Source organism: Kitasatospora sp. NPDC054795, from assembly GCF_053611565.1.
Genome location: NZ_JBSHAP010000028.1, coordinates 1 through 17,730, shown reverse-complemented (window position 1 = coordinate 17,730; position 17,730 = coordinate 1). Strand labels below are relative to the sequence as shown.

16 protein-coding genes are annotated in these 17,730 nt (G+C 71.9%); 6 read left to right on the top strand and 10 right to left on the bottom strand.

Annotated elements, in window-relative coordinates:
- Positions 1–142 precede the first annotated feature (142 nt).
- Positions 143–1,192 (bottom strand): helix-turn-helix domain-containing protein, encoded by a 1,050-nt coding sequence (locus tag ACWGJO_RS13000; protein WP_452183482.1) that lies wholly within the window; start codon positions 1,190–1,192, stop codon positions 143–145.
- A 200-nt stretch (positions 1,193–1,392) separates the two neighbouring features.
- On the opposite strand from ACWGJO_RS13000, the gene ACWGJO_RS12995 reads away from it, so the two are divergent.
- Both ACWGJO_RS12995 and ACWGJO_RS12990 read left to right on the top strand, forming a co-directional pair.
- The gene (locus ACWGJO_RS12995; RefSeq protein WP_452183481.1) at positions 1,393–1,617 is read left to right on the top strand and encodes a hypothetical protein; all 225 of its coding nucleotides are present in this window, start codon (positions 1,393–1,395) and stop codon (positions 1,615–1,617) included.
- 8 nt (positions 1,618–1,625) lie between these two features.
- Entirely contained in the window at positions 1,626–1,868 is a 243-nt protein-coding gene (locus tag ACWGJO_RS12990; RefSeq protein WP_452183480.1) for a hypothetical protein, read from the top strand.
- A 215-nt stretch (positions 1,869–2,083) separates the two neighbouring features.
- Here ACWGJO_RS12990 and ACWGJO_RS12985 read toward each other — a convergent pair whose 3' ends face one another.
- The 4 genes from ACWGJO_RS12985 to bioB are packed head-to-tail and all read right to left on the bottom strand — an operon-like array spanning position 2,084 to position 5,953.
- Positions 2,084–2,530, bottom strand: a complete 447-nt coding sequence (locus tag ACWGJO_RS12985) for a hypothetical protein (RefSeq protein WP_452183479.1) — start codon at positions 2,528–2,530, stop codon at positions 2,084–2,086.
- A gap of 52 nt (positions 2,531–2,582) precedes the next feature.
- The gene (gene bioD / locus ACWGJO_RS12980) at positions 2,583–3,341 is read right to left on the bottom strand and encodes a dethiobiotin synthase (RefSeq protein ID WP_452183478.1); all 759 of its coding nucleotides are present in this window, start codon (positions 3,339–3,341) and stop codon (positions 2,583–2,585) included.
- On the bottom strand, positions 3,338–4,642 hold the full coding sequence (locus tag ACWGJO_RS12975) for an adenosylmethionine--8-amino-7-oxononanoate transaminase (RefSeq protein ID WP_452183477.1): 1,305 nt from the start codon (positions 4,640–4,642) through the stop codon (positions 3,338–3,340). Before ACWGJO_RS12975 ends, bioD begins: the two co-directional genes overlap by 4 nt.
- Before the next feature lie 27 nt (positions 4,643–4,669).
- Complete coding sequence (gene bioB / locus ACWGJO_RS12970; protein WP_452183476.1) at positions 4,670–5,953, bottom strand: biotin synthase BioB; 1,284 nt, start codon at positions 5,951–5,953, stop codon at positions 4,670–4,672.
- 282 nt (positions 5,954–6,235) lie between these two features.
- On the opposite strand from bioB, the gene ACWGJO_RS12965 reads away from it, so the two are divergent.
- On the top strand, positions 6,236–7,090 hold the full coding sequence (locus tag ACWGJO_RS12965) for a hypothetical protein (protein ID WP_452183475.1): 855 nt from the start codon (positions 6,236–6,238) through the stop codon (positions 7,088–7,090).
- Between the two features lie 157 nt (positions 7,091–7,247).
- On the opposite strand, the gene ACWGJO_RS12960 is transcribed toward ACWGJO_RS12965, so the two are convergent.
- The 4 genes from ACWGJO_RS12960 to ACWGJO_RS12945 all read right to left on the bottom strand — a co-directional run bounded on the left by ACWGJO_RS12960 (position 7,248) and on the right by ACWGJO_RS12945 (position 13,604).
- Positions 7,248–9,740 carry a DEAD/DEAH box helicase gene (locus ACWGJO_RS12960; protein ID WP_452183528.1) on the bottom strand — a complete coding sequence of 831 codons (2,493 nt, stop codon included), beginning with the start codon at positions 9,738–9,740 and terminating at the stop codon, positions 7,248–7,250.
- 370 nt (positions 9,741–10,110) lie between these two features.
- Complete coding sequence (locus tag ACWGJO_RS12955; protein ID WP_452183474.1) at positions 10,111–10,830, bottom strand: hypothetical protein; 720 nt, start codon at positions 10,828–10,830, stop codon at positions 10,111–10,113.
- A gap of 6 nt (positions 10,831–10,836) precedes the next feature.
- The gene (locus ACWGJO_RS12950) at positions 10,837–13,119 is read right to left on the bottom strand and encodes a DUF6571 family protein (protein WP_452183473.1); all 2,283 of its coding nucleotides are present in this window, start codon (positions 13,117–13,119) and stop codon (positions 10,837–10,839) included.
- Positions 13,120–13,325: 206 nt separating this feature from the next.
- Positions 13,326–13,604: a hypothetical protein gene (locus ACWGJO_RS12945; protein WP_452183472.1), complete on the bottom strand. Its 279-nt coding sequence runs from the start codon at positions 13,602–13,604 to the stop codon at positions 13,326–13,328.
- 174 nt (positions 13,605–13,778) lie between these two features.
- Here ACWGJO_RS12945 and ACWGJO_RS12940 point away from each other — a divergent pair, with 174 nt between their 5' ends.
- The gene (locus tag ACWGJO_RS12940; protein ID WP_452183471.1) at positions 13,779–14,993 is read left to right on the top strand and encodes an 8-amino-7-oxononanoate synthase; all 1,215 of its coding nucleotides are present in this window, start codon (positions 13,779–13,781) and stop codon (positions 14,991–14,993) included.
- Between the two features lie 59 nt (positions 14,994–15,052).
- Positions 15,053–15,541, top strand: coding sequence for a hypothetical protein (locus ACWGJO_RS12935; RefSeq protein ID WP_452183470.1), 489 nt, complete (start codon positions 15,053–15,055; stop codon positions 15,539–15,541).
- A 13-nt stretch (positions 15,542–15,554) separates the two neighbouring features.
- Here ACWGJO_RS12935 and ligD read toward each other — a convergent pair whose 3' ends face one another.
- Positions 15,555–16,562 carry a non-homologous end-joining DNA ligase gene (gene ligD / locus ACWGJO_RS12930; RefSeq protein ID WP_452183469.1) on the bottom strand — a complete coding sequence of 336 codons (1,008 nt, stop codon included), beginning with the start codon at positions 16,560–16,562 and terminating at the stop codon, positions 15,555–15,557.
- A gap of 66 nt (positions 16,563–16,628) precedes the next feature.
- On the opposite strand from ligD, the gene ACWGJO_RS12925 reads away from it, so the two are divergent.
- A complete protein-coding gene (locus ACWGJO_RS12925; RefSeq protein ID WP_452183468.1) occupies positions 16,629–17,690 on the top strand; it encodes an ATP-dependent DNA ligase in 1,062 nt (353 codons plus the stop codon).
- Positions 17,691–17,730 lie beyond the last annotated feature (40 nt).

Genomic DNA, 17,730 nt, shown 5'->3' with positions numbered 1-17,730 from the left:
GGGCGCCGCCCGGGGGGGGGCCGGGGGGGGGGGGGGCCCCGCGGGGGCCCGCCCGGCCCGGCCGGGGGGGGGGGGGGGGGGGGGGTGGGGGGGGTGGGCCCCCCCCCGGGCGGGGGCCCCCCCCACTCTCCGCCATGGCTTCTCAGATACCGCCGAAATCACCGGACTTGATGCCGGTGACGAAGGACTGCCAGGCGTCCGTGTCGAAGGCGAGCTGAGGGCCGTCGGGGTCCTTGCTGTCGCGGACGGGGAGGATGCCGGGGATGCCCGGTGCGACCTCGATGCAGTTGCCGCCGCCACTGCTGTACGAGGACTTCAGCCAGGAGACGGGCTTGGAGGCCGCGATGGGGAACATGGCGTGGAACTCCTTGAGACGCGTGCGGATGAGAGCCAGGGAGTCCGCACATGAGAGGGCTTGGGCCTGGAGCCAATCGTAAGTCCTTGCGAGGGAGTGGATGTTGTCCTGGTTCTCTCGCTCCACGTAGCCCCGTTGGATGGTTTCGAGGTAGGCCATCCATGCCCCGCCCGGGGAGGTGAGCAGCGTGAACGGCAGGAGTGACGGGAGGTTCTCGCCGAGACTGGACGGCGCGATCTGCAGCATGACGTGCGGAAGGCCGGCCACGGTCTCCAGTCGGCGAAGCTGTTCGGCCATGACGAAGGGGCCGCCGACGGGCCGCAGGCAGCTCTCTTCCATGACGATGCGGATCGAGGGGGCGGGTTCCTGGTAGAGCACGGCTTGTCGTGCCATGCGGACATTGACACGTTCGCTGACCTTGTCCTCGGGGATCTCGCCCCGTCGGGCCTCGGCGCTGACGATCGCGGAGGCGTAGGCCCGAGTCTGGAGCAGTCCGGGAATGACGTTCAGCTCGTAGACCTTGAAGGCGGTGGCCTTGCGCTCGTGCTCGATGAAGGCGACGAATCCGCCGATCAAGGTGCTGCTCTTGGCAGTCCAGTACAGGAGTTCAAGTGCCTCGCAGGTGTCGAGTTCCTTGTCGCACCGGCGGACGAGGTTCAGCGGTGCGGGGCGGTCCCCGTTCTCGATCATTGAGATGAGTGAATCGCTGTAGTTGGTCCGCCGTCCGAGCTCGATCTGCGTGAGCCCCCTCGCCTTGCGGAAGCGTCGCAGCTGAACGCCGATGGCCGCGTTCGGAGATGAGGTCGGGTCTACTTCCCGCTGAAGCTTGGTGATCACCGATTTCCACAATGCTCGCTGTCAAAGTGAAGCTCTTCTGATACTAGCCGCGAGCAGACACTCTTGGTGAGGGGATGGCAACAGAGAGAGACTGGTCGGTGAATATGACGAACAATCAAGCTGCCGAAAGCCTGGTTCTGCGGCGGAACTTTCCGCCGTGCCGCTGCGCGCAGTGCGGCGACTCCGTCCCCGAGGCGCGGGTGAGCGCTTCCGCCTTGACCCCCGCGGCGCCGCCCGCGCGGCGGGTGGCGCCGCCGACCAACCCCTACCGTCCCTCCACCGTCGGCGAGCGGGTCTTCGACGTCCGCTCGGGACGCTGGGCCGCCTTCATGGGGTGGCAGCACGGCCGCGCCTACCTCCGGCCGCTCAACGGCGGCGTCGAGTGGGAAGCCGAAGCGCGGTGGATCGCGAACGCCGAACAGTGAGATGCCCGATGAGCAGCATGATCGACAAGGTCACGGGCGAGGACCGTCGCACCGCGGCCGACGTCCTCGACGACCTCCAGGCCGTCCTGAACGCCGCCGACGTGAAACTCCCGTCCCTCGGGATCGACTGGCGCTCGGCCAAGGCCACCGGCGTCGTCCTGATCGACCTAGGGGCCGTGCGGCCGGACGTCATCGAGCGGCTGGTCGTCGTCCTCCGCAGAGGTATGCGGCCGTCGCCGCCGGCGGCGTGATCGTCGTCGGGAGCCTCGCGGTCGCCGCCGTCGCCGCTCTCACGATCCCCGAGGGCGTATCGACCCCGGCGAGTGCCATGGTGTTCGTCCTCGTCTTCCTCGCATCCTCGACGGGCGGATTCGCGTTCGCCGCAGGGTGGATGAGGGCGCACACGTAGCAGCGCGGGCTTCGAGTGTCCTCTCGAAGCCCGCGCCACTCGCGAATTCCCGCCCCCTCAGGTGCCGTTGAGGGCGTAGCTGCGGAACGTGGCCAGCAGCGGCAGCACCTCGGTCTTGCCGGGGTCCTCGGTGACGGCCCGCATCGCGTCGATCACGGTGTGGGCGATGATCTTCGTCACCGAGAGGTCGTCCGCCGGGGCGAGGGTGCCCCAGGCCTTCAGGGTCTGGGTCAGCAGGGCGCTCATCCGGGCGCCGATGTTGGAGCTGACGGCGTCGGAGATCTCGGCGATCTCCTCGTCGCTCATGGTGGCGCGAAGCCCGAAGGCGAGCGCCATCAGGGTGTCCATGGCGTGCTCGCCGTACGCGGCGACCAGCGCCGGCAGCGGCCGTTCGCCGGTGCCGCCCGCCGCCAGGGCGAACAGCGCCTCGTCGTCGTTCTTCCACGCCGCCTCCAGGGCGGCCAAGGCCCGCAGGGCCTCGTCTGCGGTGAGCCCGTCTGTCATGGAAAGAACGGTATTGAGCCGTCCCGGCTTCCGACAGGGGCGGAAGCCGGGATCACCCCTTCGAGCGAAGCGGGGCCGATTCGGGCCGGTGGAGGTGCGCGAAGTGCTCCGCGTCCCAGCTGCCGCCCAGCTCAGGGGCCAGTGAGGTGTTCGCCAGGGTGGCGAAGTCCTGGTCCCTTCCTGCTCGTTCGGGCAGGGCGCCGAGCAGCGGGGCGCCGGCGGAGCGGGGCAGGTCGGCCAGGTTGCAGCGCTCGGCGAGGCCGGGTTCGGCGGGCCAGGAGCCGACGAGCACCCCCGCGAGCGGCAGGCCCCGGGCCGTCAGGGCCTCCGCCGTGAGGGAGACGATGTTGAGCGTCCCGAGCCCGGCCGAGGCGATCAGCAGGACCTCGGCCGGCAGCCCGGCGTCGAGCACCGCCCGGGCCTGGTCGGCGAGCGTGCGGCCCTCGTCGTCGTAGCGGACCAGCAGCCCGCCCGCGCCTTCCACCAGGACCAGGTCGTGTGTGGAAGCCAGCTCGGCGACCTCGGACACCACCTCGGCGGGGGAGAGGTACGGCATCCCGGCCCGCCGGGCGGCGGTGTCGGGCGCCAGCGGCTCGGGGTAGCGCACCAGCTCACGGATCGTCAGCTCGCCCGCCAGGCGCCGCACTTCGGCGGCGTCGCCGGGTTCCTCGGCCGTCACGCCGGTCTGCCCGGGCTTGAGCACGGCGACCTTCAGCCCGGCCCGCAGCGCCGCCGAGGCGACGGCGGCCGTGGCGACGGTCTTGCCGACGTCCGTGTTGGTCCCCGTCACGAACAGGATGCGCGCGCTCATCCCTTCACCGCCGCGGCGGTCACGGCGGCGGCGATCCGTGCCACGTCCTCGTCCTCCGTCACATAGGGGGGCATCGTGTAGATCAGATCCCGGAAGGGCCGCAGCCACACGCCTTCGCGCGCCGCCGCCCGGGTGGCCGCCGGGACGTCCACCGGGTGGTCCAACTGCACGACGCCGATGGCCCCTTGGACCCGTACGTCGAGTACGCCGGGGACGTCCGCGGCCGCCGCGAGACCCTCGGTCAGCCCGGTCTCGATCCGCTTCACCTCCGTCGACCAGTCCTGCCCGAGCAGCAGCTCCAGCGAGGCGTTGGCGACCGCGCAGGCCAGCGGGTTGCCCATGAACGTGGGCCCGTGGGCGAGCACCGGCACCTCGCCGCGGCTGATCCCGTCCGCGACCTCGCCGGTGCACAGGGCGGCGGCCAGCGTCAGGTAGCCGCCGGTCAGGGCCTTGCCCAGGCACATCACGTCCGGCGAGACGCCCGCGTGGTCGGCGGCGAACAGGGCGCCGCTGCGCCCGAAGCCGGTGGCGATCTCGTCGAAGACCAGCAACACCCCGTAGCGGTCGCACAGTTCGCGAAGCATCCGCAGGTAGGCGGGGGAGTGGAAGCGCATCCCGCCCGCGCCCTGGACCACCGGCTCGACGATGACGGCGGCCAGCTCGTCGGCGTGACGTGCCATCAACTCCTCGAACCGCGCCGCGTATGCGGGGTCGATCGGAGCGTCGAACCCGGCCGGCGGCTCCGGGGCGAACAGCTGGCCGGGCAGCACCCCGCCCCACAGGTGGTGCATCCCGCCGTCCGGGTCGCACACCGACATCGGGTGGAAGGTGTCCCCGTGGTAGCCGCCGCGCCAGGTGAGCAGCCGGCGCTTGGCCGGCCGCCCGGTGGACTGCCAGTACTGGAGGCACATCTTCATCGCGACCTCGACGGCCACCGAGCCCGAGTCGGCGAGGAAGACGTGCCGCAGCGGCTCCGGGGTGATCTCCACCAGCCTGGCGGCCAGCCGGACGGCGGGCTCGTGGGTGAGCCCGCCGAACATCACATGGCTCATCCGCCCCAGCTGCTCGCGCACCGCCTCGTCCAGCACCGGGTGCCGGTAGCCGTGGATCGCCGCCCACCAGGACGACATCCCGTCGACCAGCTCGCGCCGCCCGCCCTCGACCGGCTCGGCCAGGCGCAGCCGCGCCCCGGAGGCGGACTCGACCACGTACGGGGTGACGGTCCCGGGCATCGGCCCGTACGGGTGCCACACATGGGCGCGGTCGAGGGCGAGCAGGTCGGCCGAGGACGGCTGGAGCATGGTGCGTTCTCCGGAGGGTCGGAACTGTCAGGCGTTGGGCGCGAGTTCGGTGCCGGCGCCGCGGCGGCGGACCTTGACGAGGTCGCTGCGGAGCTCGTCCTCGGCGCCGGATTCGGCGACGGCCGCCGGGGAGACGGTCTCCGAGGGGACGGTCTCCGAGGGGACGGCGTCGGAGGGGACGGTCTCCGGGGCGGAGGCGTCCGAGGCGTGGGCGTGCCCGCCGCACGGCCCGCAGCCGCCGCCGCTGCCGCAGGCCGAGGCCGCGGTGCCGCAGCCACCGCCCGCCCGGTCTGCCTCGGCGACGTCCGCGCGGTGGCGCGGCAGGGTGGCCTCGCCGGCGCCCTCGACCTCGAAGCCGGCGTCCTTGATCATGTCGAGGTCGGTCTGCCCGGCCTGGCCCTCGCTGGTCAGGTAGTCACCGAGGAAGATGGAGTTGGCGATGTGCAGGCCGAGCGGCTGCATCGAGCGCAGGTGCACCTCGCGCCCGCCGGCGATCCGCACCTCGGTGTCCGGGTTGACGAAGCGGACCATCGCCAGGATGCGCAGGCAGCGCTGCGGGGTGAGGTTCCACTCCTTGGCGAGCGGGGTGCCCTCGAACGGGATGAGGAAGTTGACCGGGACGGAGTCCGAGCCCAGGTCGCGCAGGGCGAAGACGACGTCGACCAGGTCCTCGTCGCTCTCGCCCATGCCGGCGATCAGGCCGGAGCAGGCGGACAGGCCCGCGCCGTGGGCCTTCTGGACGGTGTCCACCCGGTCCGCGTAGGTGTGGGTCTTGGTGATGGTCCCGTAGGTGCCCTCGGAGGTGTTGAGGTTGTGGTTGTAGGCGTCGGCGCCCGCCGCCTTGAGCCGCTCCGCCTGGTTGTCGGAGAGCAGGCCGAGGCAGACGCAGATCTCGACCTCGGGGTCGGCGTCCTTGATGGCGGCCATGGTGTCGGTGACCCGGTCGATGTCGCGGTCCGTCGGACCGCGGCCGCTGGCGACCAGGCAGACCCGCTTGGCGCCGCCGGCCACCCCGGCGCGGGCCGCGTCGGCGGCCTGGTCGGGCTTGAGCCAGGTGTACTTGAGGATCTCGGCCTTGGACCCGAGCCGCTGCGAGCAGTACGAGCAGTCCTCCGGGCAGAGCCCGCTCTTCAGGTTCACCAGGTAGTTGAGCTTGACCCGGCGGCCGAACCAGCGGCGGCGCACCTTGCCGGCCGCGGCGACCACGTCGAGCAGCTCGTCGTCGGTGGTGGCGAGGACGGCCAGGGCCTCCTCGCGGGTCGGGACTTCGCCGCGCAGGCCCTTGGCGGTGAGGGTATCGAGCAGATCCATGGGGCCGATCCTGCCTGGTGGTGATCGAGCGGCGCCAGAGCAAACCCGCCAGAAGATCGGTGTGAGGATGTGCCGATTGCCACAGTGTCGAAGGTCACGGCTCCGCCGCTGGTCACGCGCTTGACGCCAGGCCGGGCCGGAGGTTACCGGCGGGTAGGGTGTGGGTGGTGAACGGGCGGCGAGCGTGGCGCCGAGCCGGTGGCCGAGGGCCGCGGCGGACGATGATCCACAACCCCCGACCCCGTGACCCACGCCACCCCCCGGTTGCTTAGAATCTGCGCCATGACCACGCAGGGGGAGCGCACCCCGACTCCGGGAGAAGGCCGGGAAGGCCTGGCAGAGCAGCGGGTCGGCGGCGACGCCGGCACCGATGGGGGGACGGACCGCACGCGGGGCCGTCGGCTGACGGCCCGTCGAACGGTCGGGTGGATCGTCGTCGTCGGGGTGGTCGCGGCCGGGGGATGGATCATCACCCGCCCGATGCCCGGCGACTACATACCCGGGCTCGGCCCGTCCAGCAAGGACGCGACCGCGACGCCGAAGGTGGTGGGCGCCCCGCCGCCGCGCACCGACCCCGAGGCCCTCAACGTCGACAACCTCTTCCCCGCCCAGCGGCCCGTCGAGGTCGGCGCCTTCAAGGCCCGGCGCAACGGCGTCCGGCAGGGCGAGAACTGCGCCGAAGTGCTCCAGGACCGCACCCAGGACCCGCTCAAGGACACCGGCTGCCAGAGCTACCTGACCGTCAGCTTCAGCGGCCAGGACCGCCCGGTGCTCAGCAGCGTCACCCTGCTCCGCTTCCCCGACCAGCCCTCCGCCGCCAGGGCCGCCGACGCCCTGCGGGCCAAGCCCGGCGCGGTCGCCTTCATCCTCGCCGACACCACCACCGCCCCCACCCAGCCGCCCGGCGGCGCCCGGACGGGCGGCGAGCCGCGGATCGAGGCGGTCGGGCACTACGTGACCGTCACCAGCTCGCGCTCGGGCGACGGCCGCCAGGCGGCCACCACCCCCGGCAGCACCGGGGCACCGGCCACGCCGCTCCCGGGGGCCACCGGCACGGCGCCCAGCAGCGAACAGATCCTGGACGAGGCCACCCGCGCGCTCTCCTACGCCGCGGGCTCGCCGTTCGCCTGGATGTGACGGCGGCCTGACGGCGGCCCGATGGCGATGACCGCCCGATGACGAATCCCCCCGGAAGCCGCGGCCTCCGGAGGGATTCGTCATCGTCAGGACCGGACCCGCGCCCGGGCCCGCGCCCGGACCGGGATCCGGACCGGGATCCGGACCGGGATCCGGCTCAGCCGCCGAGCCGGTCCACCGCGGTCACCCGCAGCACCGCCCGGCCCTCCTCGTCGGAGCCGTACAGGTCGACCTCGGCGCTGATGCCCCAGTCGTGGTCGCCCTCCGGGTCGTCGAAGATCTGCCGGACCCGCCAGGAGGAGTCCTCCTCCTCGATGATCAGCATCTTGGGGCCGCGCGCGTTCGGGCCGGTGCCGAGGTCGTCGTACTCCTCCCAGTACCCGTCCATGGCGTCCGCCCAGCGGTCCGCGTCCCAGCCGTACTCGCCGTCCAGCTCGGCGAGCTCCTCGTAGTGCTCCAGCGCGCACAGCTCGACCCGGCGGAACATCTCGTTGCGCACCAGGACGCGGAAGGCGCGGGCGTTGGCGGTGACCGGCGCCGGCTTGTCGTCCAGCCGCACCTCGGCGGTGGCCGCCTCGGTCGGGTTGGCCAGCTGCTCCCACTCGTCCAGCAGGCTGGAGTCGACCTGGCGGACCAGCTCGCCGAGCCAGGCGATGACGTCCTTGAGGTCGTCGGTCTTCACGTCCTCGGGGACGGTCTGCTCCAGCGCCTTGAACGCGCCGGCCAGGTAGCGCAGCACGATGCCCTCGGTACGGGCCAGCTCGTAGAAGCCGACGTAGTCCGAGAAGGTCATCGCCCGCTCGTACAGGTCGCGGACCACCGACTTCGGCTGCAGCTGGTGGTCGCCGATCCACGGGTGCGCCCGGCGGTACACCTCGTAGGCGTGGGTGAGCAGCTCCTCCAGCGGCTTCGGGTAGGTGATCTCCTGGAGCCGCTCCATCCGCTCCTCGTACTCGATACCGTCCCGCTTCATCTCGCCGACGGCCTCGCCGCGCGCCTTGTTCTGCTGGGCGGCGAGGATCTGGCGCGGGTCGTCGAGGGTCGCCTCGACGACCGAGATCACGTCCATCGCGTACGAGGGCGAGGTCGGGTCGAGCAGCTCGAAGGCGGCCAGCGCGAAGGTGGACAGCGGCTGGTTGAGTGCGAAGTTCTCCTGGAGGTCCAGGGTGAGGCGGACGATCCGGCCCTCGGAGTCGGGCTCCGGCAGCCGCTCCACCACGCCGCCCTCCAGCAGCGAACGGTAGATGGCGATCGCGGTACGGATGTGCCGGCGCTGCGCGGCCCGGTCCTCGTGGTTGTCGGTCAGCAGCTTGCGCATCGCCTCGAAGGCGTTGCCCGGGCGGCCGATCACCGACAGCAGCATCGCGTGGCTCACCTTGAACCGGGAGACCAGCGGCTCCGGGTCGGCGCCGATCAGCCTCTCGAAGGTCTCCTCGGTCCAGCCGACGAAGCCCTCCGGGGCCTTCTTGCGGACCACCTTGCGCTTCTTCTTCGGGTCGTCCCCGGCCTTGGCGATCGCCTTGTCGTTCTCGATCACGTGCTCCGGCGCCTGCGCCACCACCTGGCCGACGGTGTCGAAGCCGGCCCGGCCGGCCCGGCCGGCGATCTGGTGGAACTCGCGGGCGCGCAGGATGCGCACGCGCTGCCCGTCGTACTTGGACAGGGCGGTGAACAACACCGTGCGGATCGGCACATTGACGCCGACGCCGAGCGTGTCGGTGCCGCAGATGACCTTCAACAGGCCCGCCTGGGCGAGGCGTTCGACCAGCCGGCGGTACTTCGGCAGCATGCCCGCGTGGTGCACGCCGATGCCGTGACGCACGAAACGGGACAGGTTGCGGCCGAACTTGGTGGTGAAACGGAAGCCGCCGATCAGATCGGCGATGGCCTCCTTCTCCGCCTTCGAGCACATGTTGATGCTCATCAGCGACTGGGCCCGCTCCACCGCCTCCTTCTGGGTGAAGTGCACGACGTAGACCGGAGCCTGGCCGGTCTGCAGCAGCTCCTCCAGGGTGTCGTGCATCGAGGTGCGGCGGTACTCGTAGAACAGCGGCACCGGGCGGGTCGCGTTGCGCACCACCGTGGTCGGACGGCCCGTGCGGCGGGTCAGGTCCTCCTCGAAGCGGCGGACGTCGCCGAGCGTCGCGGACATCAGCAGGAACTGCGCCTGCGGCAGCTCCAGCAGCGGGATCTGCCACGCCCAGCCGCGGTCCGGCTCGGCGTAGAAGTGGAACTCGTCCATGACCACCTGGCCGATGTCCGCCCGGGTGCCGTCGCGCAGCGCGATCTGGGCCAGCACCTCGGCGGTGCAGCAGATGATCGGAGCGGTCGGGTTCACGCTCGCGTCGCCGGTCATCATGCCGACCTGCTCGGTGCCGAACATCTTCACCAGGTCGAAGAACTTCTCCGACACCAGCGCCTTGATCGGGGCGGTGTAGAACGTCCGCTGCCCCGCCGCCAGCGCCGCGAAGTGCGCCCCCGCCGCCACCAGGCTCTTGCCCGACCCGGTCGGCGTCGCCAGGATCACGTTGTTCCCCGACACCAGCTCGATCAGCGCCTCCTCCTGCGCCGGGTACAGGGTGATCCCCCGATCCTCCGCCCAGGCTGCGAACGTCTCGTACAGCGCGTCGGGGGTGGCGGGCTTCGGCATCAGATCAAGGAGGGTCACCCGGCTATCTTGCCTGCTCGCCGCCACCCCCGGCAAAGCCCGGGGCCGCGAGGGGCAGGTCGGGAGCCCGTCAGAACGGTGCGGCGGGCACCCGCGCGGCCGGCGGCGGGTCGTTCGTGCAGCCCTGGGCGCGGACCGGCTCCCGCGCGGTGCGCAGGGCGGCGGCGCACATCGACCTCCTGCCTGGGCTCGACGTACCAGAGCCCGCCCCCACGGCGGCGGCCACCGCGAGGCCCCTGCAGCACCCGGGGCCGCCGCCACCACGGCGGTGGCGGCGGCGGATCGTCGGGCGGGCGCGGGATGATGTGTGCGACGTCGACCACGGTCCAGTCAGCTCCTGTTTCCGGTGGTGCTACGAGACGACGCGGGGGGCGGTACTCGGCAGTATCACGGCGTTGCGGCACTCGTACGCGGCCATGGCGGCCCGGCCGACCTTGAGCGCGATGTCCGCGTAGGCCTGGTGCGCCTTGGCAGGGGAGGCGCCGTGGACGACGTCCCCGGTGACCCGGACGCCGAGGTCCGACGGCGCGGCCTGGCCACTGCCGCCCTGCGGGGCCTCGTAGTCGCACGGCACGTAGAGCCGGACCACCGCTCCCCCGGGAGTGTTCCTGTTGTCCAGGACCCACCCGGTCGTGCCGGAGCCGAAGTCGAGCGGGGCGACCTGCCCGAGGACGGCGTCGCTTTGCCGATAGCTGTCGATCCCGTCCTTCGGTGGTCGGACATCCACGTCGAGAAGGGTGGTTCCGCTTCCCCAGGAGACGTAGCAGCGGTAGTCGAGGTCCCCCGTGCCCAGCGGTCCTGGGCTCGCGGGCGTGGCGATTCGGCGGGACGGTTCGGGCTCGGTGGCCTTCCCGTCCGGGCCCGCGAGCGGTTCCAGGTCGCTCCGGCCGAGAACTCCCCAGCACGTGTGCTCCGGTAGCTCCACCGACTGCCAGGGTTTCCAGGCCCACAGTCCGCCGCTCACCGCAGCGACCAGGGCGAGGGCGACGGCGGCGTGCCAGGGACGGACCGGGGAGCGGCGCCGGGGAGGGTCGTCGGGCGAGCGGGGGATGATGTGTGCGACGTCAGCCATGCTTCATCACGCCTTGGTACTCAGCTTGGGGTTGTAGAGGGCCTGGCCGTTGGTCCAACCTTCGCTGAAGGTCTGCTTGGCCCGGTTCGCCAGCGTGTTCACGTATCCCTGGTCGAGTCCGGAATCGCGGCTGGCGCCCTCAACGGCGTTGATGACCGCCTGCTGCGCGCCTCCGACAGCCACTGTGGTGCGCCGTTGGGCGTCGTCCCGCGCCTCGTTCGTGGTGTCGACCTTGTAGCTGTCGGCCACCTGGGTCATCAGCTCGTCGACCTTCTCGTTGATCATGCCGCCGACGTGGGGGACCTTGTCGGCGGCTATTCCGCCGGTGTAGTCCCAGACCATCTTGGCTATCTCCTTCTTGGAGTCGAGCGCGTCGTTGTACTGCTGGTCGGACGCGGCATGGTTCTCATAGATCTCGTCCGACACGGCCTTCGTGAGGATGCCCGCGACCTGTCCGCCCGGCCTGGTCACGTTCTCGACCGCCGCGGTCAGATCCCCGTGCGGCTCCCGGTTGGCGATGACCTGCTCGATCTGGGCCGTTTGGTAGGCCTGCTGCGCGGTGGCGATCGAGGCATACGCGTCCGGGTTCCGGCCGACGGTGGACAGCAGCACGCTCACCTGGGACTGGTCGAAGAGGGCGGGCACGCCGGGAACGGACAGCCGCGCGTGTGAATTGTTGTTGTTCGGTCCTGGGCCGTCCAGCGAGTTCTCGATGTCGCCGATGTAGTTGGCCGCCATGTTGCCGATGCTGCCGTTGAGATCGGCGAAGACACCACCGCGAAGGGTCGCGGGCCCGTCGCCGCTGCCGAACCGGTCGACGACCTGCTTCATGACGGCGTTCATCTCCGCCGTGTGCGGCGGGTACTTGCCCTCCGTGTCGTCCCAGGCGCGGCCGGTGGCGGCGGCCTCCAGGGCGTGTCCGAGCGGGCCGACGGTGCTCGGGTCGGCCGGGCCGCCTTCGAGCGGGCGCAGCGGGTAGTTCATGTCGACGAGGACGGAGTTGTTCCCGGAGTCGGTGAACAGCTTGAAGTAGGTGTTCTGGCCGCCGGTGCTCTTGACGCTGCCGTCCGGGTTGTACGCGGTGACCGGGTCGTTGAAGAACTTGGTGGCGGCCTCGGGGCTGTGGCCGAACGCGTCCAGGATTCCGGACAGCGGGTTGAAGCCCTTGAGGTTGCCGTCCTTGTCCGGCTGACCGATGAACTTGAACTCGTCGAACGGGTAGCCGCCGCTGCGGTAGGCCGGGATCTCCCAGCGGGTCGGGTTCTCCTGGGTGAGTTGGGTGACGTGCGCGGCGATGGGGTTGAGGAAGTGCGCGTCGTACGTTCCGTTCCGCAGCAGGTTGGCCATGATCTGGTAGCCGTACGGGCTCTTCGCGGGGTCGGCGCCGGGCCGGAGCGGGATCTGCGTGGCGCCGGCCGCGCGGAACCGCTTCTCCCACTCGTCCGAGACGTGCAGCGGCTGCTTGGTGTCGGTCGCGGTGGCCAGGGTGAGGCCGAGGTCCTGCTGGATGCCCTTGATCGCCGCGCTGCGGGCCGGGCTGTTGGCGTAGTCCCCGCTCTGCGCCATGGCGCCGTACTTGGCCATGAAGGTCGCCGGGTCCTGGTTGCCGTAGAAGGACGTGGCGAACCGCGGGTCGCTCTTGTGGTGGTCCAGGATGTCCTGGAGGTGCTTGAGTTGGGCGTCGCCGGCCTGGTCGCCGAGGCCGAGGATGTAGGTGGCCGCCTTGGCCTCCTCCTCCGGGATGCCGCCGACGGGGTTGGCGTTGAACGCGGTGCCGTCGCTGCCGGTGTCGTCACCCAGGGCCCGGGAGGCGTCCTGGTCGGCTTCGGTGGCCCGGTCCACGGCGTCGCCGATGGCCTTGGCGGCGGTCTCGGCCTTGGCCTTCCAGCTCCTGGCGTACTCGGGGTCCTTCTTGTCCTCCTGGGTCGTGGGCGGCGGCCAGTGCACCGCGCCCTCGCCGTCGACGGTGAGGCCCTCGTGGGTCGCGTTCCGGACGGCGGTGGTGAGGTCGTTCTTCGCCGCCGTGATCTCGGTGTGGGCGTCGCGGAGCGTCTTGGCCAGGGCCGAGGCCTCCTCGAAGGCCGCGTGGATCTGGTCGCGGGCCCAGGTGAGCTTGGCGTTGGCGAGGCCGGCGGCGTCGCCGTGCCAGCCGGACTGCTGGATGGTGCCGATGACCTCGTTCTGCATCCGCTGGGTGAGGTCCCACTTGCGGACGAGGTTCTCGAAGTCGCCCGCCGCGGAGGCGAGGCCGCCGAGGTCGACCTGCTGGAGCTGACTGAACGTCACCATGATCGTGCTGTATCCCCCCGTTCGCGCCGACGCTAGCATCCGGCGCCCTGCGCCTGGTTGAAGTGGGCCTGGATGTCCGTGTCGGTCCTGGTGTAACTCTGGGCCGTGGTCTGCAGGTTGGTGCCGATGTCGCCGACGGTGGTCTGCAGCCCGCCGGACTGGCTGGTCCAGGTGCCCCAGGTGGCGGTGAGCGCGCCGCCGAGGTTTCAGCCCTTGAGGGACCCGGTGGCGGCGTTGACGTGCTCGCCGGGCTGGTCGCACTCGGTCTTGACGGCGTCCCGCAGGGCGAAGGCGTTCTGCGCGGCCTGCTGGAGCATGCCGGGGTTCACGGCGACGGTCTTGCCGCCGGCCGCCGGGCTCAGCGAGACCGGTGCGGCGTTGGCGCCGGCCAGGTCCGGGAACTGCTTCTTCGCCTCTTCGGTGAGATTGCCCTTGTCGTCGAAGAGCCACGGATTCATTCGACGCTCGAATTCGAGGTCGGTCATTGTTTCCCCCCGGATAATGATCGGCAAGGATCGTACTATTTTTGCGGCCATGATTTTGGTGAATTGAATATTGGCACATGATTAACATGTGGTGAATCACGACTGGATTGGCCGGTTCATACTGTGCCGATCCGCACATTGCCCGACACGCGGAGGCATGCCAGAGTGCCGGGCATGAACCATCCGCTCGCGGCCGAGCCGCGCTCCGCCGTCCCCGCCCCCTCCTCCGCCGCTCCCGCGCAGGTCTTCGACTGGCTCGACCAGACGGCCGCGATGCGGGCCGAGGCCGGGCTGACGCGGACGCTGCGCAGCCGGGCAGCGGACGACCCGGTGCTGGACCTCGCGGGCAACGACTACCTGGGCCTGACCAGGCATCCGGTCGTCACGCGGGCGGCCGCGGACGCTGCGCTGCGCTGGGGCGGCGGCTCGACGGGGTCGCGGCTGGTGACCGGGACGACCGCGCTGCACACCGAACTGGAGCAGGAGCTGGCCGAGTTCTGCGGAACGGAGGCCGCGCTGGTGTTCTCCTCCGGGTACACGGCCAACCTCGCGGCGCTGACCGCGCTCACCGACCCGGACACCCTGATCGTCTCCGACGCCTACAACCACGCCTCGCTGATCGACGGCTGCCGGCTCTCCCGCGCCGACGTCCACCGGGCCCCGCACAGCGACCCGGCGGCCGTCGCCGAGGCGCTCGCCGGGCGGGCCCAGCCGCGGGCGCTGGTGGTCACCGACTCGGTGTTCTCGGTGGACGGCGACGCGGCCCCGCTGCCCGCGCTGTCGGAGGCCGCCCGCGCGCACGGCGCCGCCCTGCTGGTCGACGACGCGCACGGGCTGGGCGTCCTCGGCCCCGGCGGCACCGGGGCGCTCGCGGCAGCCGGACTCGCCGGGCAGCCGGACACCGTTGCCACCGCCACCCTCTCCAAGTCGCTCGGCTCGCAGGGCGGCGTCGTCCTCGGCCCGCGCCGGGTGATACGCCACCTCACCGAGACCGCCCGCACCTTCATCTTCGACACCGGTCTCGCCCCGGCCGCCGCCGGCGCCGCCCTCGCCGCCCTGCGGCTGTTGCGCGCCGAGCCGGCCCGCGCCGAGCGCGCCCGCGAGGTGGCCCGCACCCTGGCCCGGCAGCTCACCGCCGCCGGACTGCGCAGCTGCGAGCCCGAAGCGGCCGTGGTGTCCGTCCGCGCCCCGGGCCCCGAGGCCGCCGTGGCCTGGGCCGCCGACTGCCGCCGCGCGGGCCTCGCCGTCGGCTGCTTCCGCCCGCCGTCCGTCCCGGACGGCATCTCCCGGCTGCGGCTGACCGCCCGGGGCGACCTGACCGACGGGCAGATCGCCGAGGCCGTCCGCATCATCGCCGAACTGGCCCCGGCCGGTGCGCGGGGCGAATGAGCGGACAGCGGAGCGGAAAATCGCTCGGTGCGACCGGGCCCGCCGGGCAGGATGGTGGGATGACCGATCTGCGCTGGGACGAGCACGTGGCACGGCTGCTCGATCCGACCGACGGAGGCTGCCTCCCCGACGTGTTCATCGAGAACACGACGGTGGCGGACTGGCAGGCCGTGCTCGACCTGGTCGAGGAGCAGGGCTGGGCGTACGAGTTCATCGTGGGGTGCTTCGTGCTGCCGCTGCCGAGGGCCGAGGCGGTGCTGTCCCGGCCCGTCGGCGCCGAGTGTCCGGTCCTGTGCGTGTGGCCGGCCCCGGAGGTCTGCGCCGTCTTCCGGTTCCTCGGGGCGGAGCAGATCGACTTCGACGTCGACCTCCGCGAACTCCAGGGCCAGGAGCGGCTGGACGTCCTGTGCGGGTTCCTGACCGCGATCGGGCGGCGGCTGGGCAGGCCGGTGCTGATGTACTTCGAGGGCGACACCCGGGCGCCGTTCCTCGGGTACGACGCGGCCGCCGACCGGGTCCGGGCGCTGTGGTCGCCGCCGGTGGACTGACCGGGCCGGCCGACTACTTCTTCCTCGCCCGGCTCGGCTGGACCCGGGTGGGCTCGCCGGCCGCCTTGGGGTGGTCCGGCGGGTACGGGAGTTCGCCGAGGCCCTCGTCGCGCAGCTGCTTCTCGTACAGCTCCAGCAGGGGCTCCAGGCGGAACGCCCGGCCGTCCATCTCCGCGTTCAGGTCGCCGAGTTCGGCGAAGCGGGCGGGGAGCGTGCGCAGGTCGAAGTCCTCGGGGGCGGCGTCGTCCAGCTCCTCCCAGCGCAGTGGGGCGGAGGCGGTGGCGCGCGGGCGGGCGCGCAGCGAGTAGGCGGAGGCGATGGTGCGGTCGCGGGCCATCTGGTTGTAGTCGACGAAGATCCGCTCGCCGCGCTCCTCCTTCCACCAGGCGGTGGTGACCTTCCCGGGCATCCGCTGCTCCAGCACCCGGCCGAGGGCGATCACCGCGTGCCGCCCGTCGGTGAACGTCCACTCGGGCGCCAGCGGCACGTAGACGTGAAGTCCGCGCCCGCCGGAGGACTTGGGCCAGCCGCGCAGCCCGTACTCCTCCAGCAGGGCGCGCAGTTCGTGGGCGGCGCGGACGGCGTCGTGGAAGTCGGTGCCGGGCTGCGGGTCGAGGTCGATCCGCAGTTCGTCGACGTGGCCGGTGTCGGAGCGCCGCACCGGCCAGGGGTGGAAGGTGAGGCAGCCCAGGTTGGCGGCCCACAGCACGGCGGCCGGCTCGGTGGGGCAGATCTCGTCGGCGGAGCGGCCGGAGGGGAACTCGATCCGGGCGGTGGGCAGCCATTCCGGCAGGCCCTTGGGGGCGCGCTTCTGGTAGAAGAACTCGCCGTCCACGCCGTCCGGGAAGCGCTGCAGGGTGGTCGGCCGGTTGCGGAGCCCGCGCAGCACCCCGTCGGCGACGGCCAGGTAGTACTGCGCGACGTCCAGCTTGGTGAAGCCGCGCTCGGGGTAGTACACCTTGTCCGGGTTCGACAGCCGGACGGTACGCCCGGCGACTTCCAGTTCCACGGCTGAGCCCATGCCCCACACGCTAAGCGCCGGGCGCCCGGCGCGCGCTCCGGGGCGATGCGGGCGAGGATCGGACGCATGGACCTGCCCGTGATGCCGCCGGTGGCGCCGATGCTCGCCAAGTCGGTGGCCAGGATCCCGGCCGGGATGCAGTACGAGGCGAAGTGGGACGGCTTCCGTTCCGTCGTGTTCCGCGACGGGGACGAGGTGGAGCTCGGCAGCCGCACCGGAAAGCCGCTGACCAGGTACTTCCCCGAGCTGGTCGAGGCGTTCAAGCGGGAGCTGCCGCCGCGCTGCGTGCTGGACGGCGAGGTGGTGATCGCCCGGGACGGCCGGCTGCGCTTCGAGGAGCTGCTGGAGCGCATCCACCCGGCCGCGAGCCGGGTCAGGCTGCTCGCCGAGCGGACCCCGGCCTCCTTCGTCGCCTTCGACCTGCTCGCCCTCGGTGAGGAGAGCCTGCTGGACGAGCCGCTGTCGGTGCGCCGCCCGGCCCTGGAGGCCGCGCTCGCCGACGCCGCCGACCCGGTGTTCACCGCCCCCGCCGCCACCGACCTCGACCTCGCCCGGACCTGGTTCGCCGAGTACGAGGGCGCCGGGTTGGACGGGGTGGTCGCCAAGCCGCTGGACCAGCCGTACCGGCCGGGGGAGCGGACCATGTACAAGATCAAGCACGAGCGCACCGCCGACTGCGTGGTGGCCGGCTACCGCGAGCACAAGAGCGGCCCGGTGGTCGGCTCGCTGCTGCTCGGCATCTTCGACGGGGACGGCAGGCTCCAGCACGTCGGCGTCTGCGCCGCCTTTCCGATGGCCCGCCGGCGCGAACTCGTCGAGGAACTGGCCCCGTTGCGGATGGACGACCTCTCGCGGCACCCCTGGGGCGGCTGGGCGGACGAGGCCGCGCACGCCGAGGGCCGGCTGCCCGGCGCGGTCAGCCGCTGGACCGGTGGCAAGGACCTGTCCTGGATCGCGCTGCGCCCGGAGCGGGTGGTCGAGGTCGCGTACGACCACATGGAGGGCACCCGGTTCCGGCACACCGCGCAGTTCCGCCGCTGGCGGCCGGACCGTACGCCGGAGAGCTGCACCTACGCGCAGTTGGAGGAGCCGGTCTCGTACGACCTCGGCAAGGTGCTGGGGAGCTGACGACGCGCCGGACAGCGCGGCGGCGCGGGAGGGCCCGACC